Genomic DNA, 3,105 nt, shown 5'->3' on the forward strand with positions numbered 1-3,105 from the left:
ATCCAGACAATCACCGCGAGTATATGTACAAACTGCTCAATCCAGAGGGTATTCATGATTTTTTCAAATTTCCTTGCATGACCATGCTGTCCAAAAACTTCCGTGCGTCCACGAGCTCTTCCGCACAAATGCTATGATCCATGGAATATATATGGGTACTGAGAGCGTACCCCAGGGATTCCATGATGTCGCGGGCAATTTCCATATATTCCAGAGGCAGAACGACATCGGAACGACCATGCCCCCAGAAAATCGGAGTCGCCTGAGCGGCCTGAGGAAGCGTCTGGCGAAGCGGTAAATAGGCGCTGAAAGCCAGCACAGCTGCCGCCTGGCAAGCGTAATGAAACGCCAAATAAAGCGCCATCGCCCCGCCCTGGGAAAACCCACCCAGTATCAAGGGTTGGTTACCCGCTTTCTGCTGCTCATGATCCATCAGTGCAGTGAGGCGAGTCGCCATTTGCTCCATACCTGCTGCATCTTCGCCAGAATCCCGACCCAGCCCATAAATATCATACCAGGCCCGCATTGGCCGCCCGCCATTGAGGGTGACCGGACGTACTGGTGCGTCAGGGAGAACCCAGCGAAACTGTTTTTCCGGATCCACAAAGTCTGCGAGAGGGGCAAGGTCTTCTTTGGATGCGCCCAGGCCATGCATCAACATAATGCAGGGGGCCTCTTGCTGCGCTGCGGCTCGGATCCACAAGCCTTCGGGCCAGATATTTTCATTCAAGACCATGTGCTTCCTTCAAGGCATCCAGCTTACGATAAAGGGTGCGCTCACTGACACCCAGCCGGGCGGCCAGACTGCGTCGATCCCCGCCAAAAGCACTCCGCGCCCATCGTAAATACTGGGCCTCCAGATCAGCCAAGGGAACAATGGCATCCACGCCGGAAATTTTGGCATGATTATCCTGTTTGGGCGGCGTGCCTTGCTCTTGCAGGGCCAGGGGCAGATGCTGGGGGAGTATCCAATGTTCATCGGCCATCAGCGCCGCGCGTTCAAGAATGTTGCGCAACTCGCGGATGTTGCCCGGAAAAGTGTATTGACCCAGCAACTGTAGGGTATCAGCGTGCAGTTGCAGCCCCTTGGCTGCCGGGATGCGCTGCAAAATGGCTGCAGCCAGCAAGGGAATATCATCCAGACGATCCCGCAACGCCGGTAAAGCAATGGGGAACGTGTTGATGCGATAATAAAGATCCTGACGGAAACGCTCCTCTGCGACCATTTTTTCCAGATGACGGTGCGTTGCTGAAATCAGTCGAAACCGGGAACGAATCGGTTCACCCCCCCCTACCCTGCGAAACGTGCCGGTTTCCAGAAGCCGCAACAATTTCACCTGCAGGTTAAGGGGAATGTCGCCCACTTCATCCAGAAACAAAGTCCCCCCATTGGCCGCTTCCACCAAACCGGTTTTTCGGGAATAGGCACCCGTAAATGCGCCTTTTTCATGACCAAACAATTCACTTTCAAAAAGCGTTTCCGGCAAACCGGAGCAATCGACGGTGATGAAGGGTCCGTGACTGAGATGACTGGCCTGGTGTACCGCCGCTGCAGCCAGTTCCTTGCCAGTTCCGGATTCGCCCAGCAAGAGGACTGCAGCATCGCCGGGAGCTACCCGTCGAATCAGGCGCACCACCTCTCGCCAGGCCTCCGATTGGCCGACCATAGCCGGTGTCGCATGCGTTGCGTCTGCGGGGGTCACATTCAGCAGTTCGAGAAAATAAACAACTTCGGCGCGCTCATTACGAATGGGGTACAAATCAATCTGGGTATTTCCCGAGGCATGGGTATGAATTACATGTTGATCCAGCCCTGATTGCTGGCAGGTATCCAGAGGACAGTGGTTGCCACTTTGCTGGCAGGAAAAACCGGCTTCAGCGAGGATTTCCGCGCAACGCCGACCCTGGAGCGGTTTGCCATCTCCGAAAGCTCGCCGGTAGGCCTGATTGGCGGCCAAGACTGTGTAGTCCCCGCACAAAAGCACTGCTGGCGTACTAAAGCAGTCCAGTAGTGAAGTCATTTCCGGTCGTAATTGCTTCAGTAAATCGGTCACGAATCCCCCCACTACGCTACCTGAGCACTGACGATTGTAGCAGTCTCTGCCAGATCGTCCATGCCATTTTTGACAGCTTACCGGGGCAAGCTTATTGGACTGACGTATCTATAAAATTAACTGTAATTACAGAATAATGAATAACACAATGAATTTATGATGTTTTTTATAAAAAAGATATCAACATACAAAATCCTGAAAATGGCACAGAGTTTGCTGATGCTCTGCTGTCCGGCAGCAAACAACGGTGACGAAGATGATATTCAGACAATTGTGTCATTCCCCGAAAGGCGAACTCAGTTATTTACTGGGTGATCCTGTTACCCGAGAAGCCGTCATTATCGATCCCGTACCTGCGCTGATGGAAAATCTCGAACTCTTTGTTCAGGAGCGGGGGCTAATTCTTAAATACATATTGCAGACCCACCATGATGCCGAACAGATGCGGATCGCAGAGTACCTGAAAACGGCTACCGGAGCGCGGGTGCTGGCCCATGAAAGCAATACCCACAGTCAGATTGATCTGCGTTTGCGCCATGGCGATCACCTTTATTTTGGAGAAGAAAGCCTGCAGGTTTTACATACTCCCGGACAAAGTCCCTGCGCACTGACTTATTTTTGGGGAGATCGCCTGTTTACTGGAAAAACCTTATTGGTCAACAGCACCCTGCCTTGCCCCAGCAGCGATAATGCGCGAATTTTATATCAAAGCATTACCCAACGGTTAATGACATTTCCAGGGGAAACCCTGATCTACCCAGGTCTCGAAACCAAGGGACGACGCCTGACCAGCATCGAAGAAGTCCGCCGCAAAGACAACTGGTTCCATAACCAGAATGGACATCGGGAAATTTTTCAAAAGTACTCCCGCCTGTTCATCAATAGCACCAGCAAAAACAGTAACGCAGTAAAAAAACCCGGATCACCTGATGAAGAGGTGCACCGTTACACGCCGGAGCGAAGCAATCCGGTTTCTTTGTAGGAGGATGTTCATGGATATGTTAATCAATCCCACAGTGGTCGAGCTGTCGCGTCTGCAGTTTGCGCTGAC

The 3,105-nt window shown here is 52.3% G+C and carries 3 protein-coding genes; 1 reads left to right on the forward strand and 2 read right to left on the reverse strand.

Features of this window, described 5'->3' with window-relative positions:
- Positions 1–52 precede the first annotated feature (52 nt).
- Both AC2VLY_RS07135 and AC2VLY_RS07140 read right to left on the reverse strand, forming a co-directional pair.
- Positions 53–736, reverse strand: coding sequence for an alpha/beta hydrolase (locus AC2VLY_RS07135; RefSeq protein WP_486892567.1), 684 nt, complete (start codon positions 734–736; stop codon positions 53–55).
- Positions 723–2,054, reverse strand: a complete 1,332-nt coding sequence (locus AC2VLY_RS07140; RefSeq protein ID WP_486892568.1) for a sigma-54 interaction domain-containing protein — start codon at positions 2,052–2,054, stop codon at positions 723–725. Before AC2VLY_RS07140 ends, AC2VLY_RS07135 begins: the two co-directional genes overlap by 14 nt.
- Positions 2,055–2,310: 256 nt before the next feature.
- Between AC2VLY_RS07140 and AC2VLY_RS07145 the strand changes: the two genes are divergently transcribed.
- Positions 2,311–3,036 (forward strand): MBL fold metallo-hydrolase, encoded by a 726-nt coding sequence (locus tag AC2VLY_RS07145; protein ID WP_486892569.1) that lies wholly within the window; start codon positions 2,311–2,313, stop codon positions 3,034–3,036.
- Positions 3,037–3,105: the final 69 nt, after the last annotated feature.

The organism is Acidithiobacillus sp. TH-A36 (assembly GCF_057473445.1).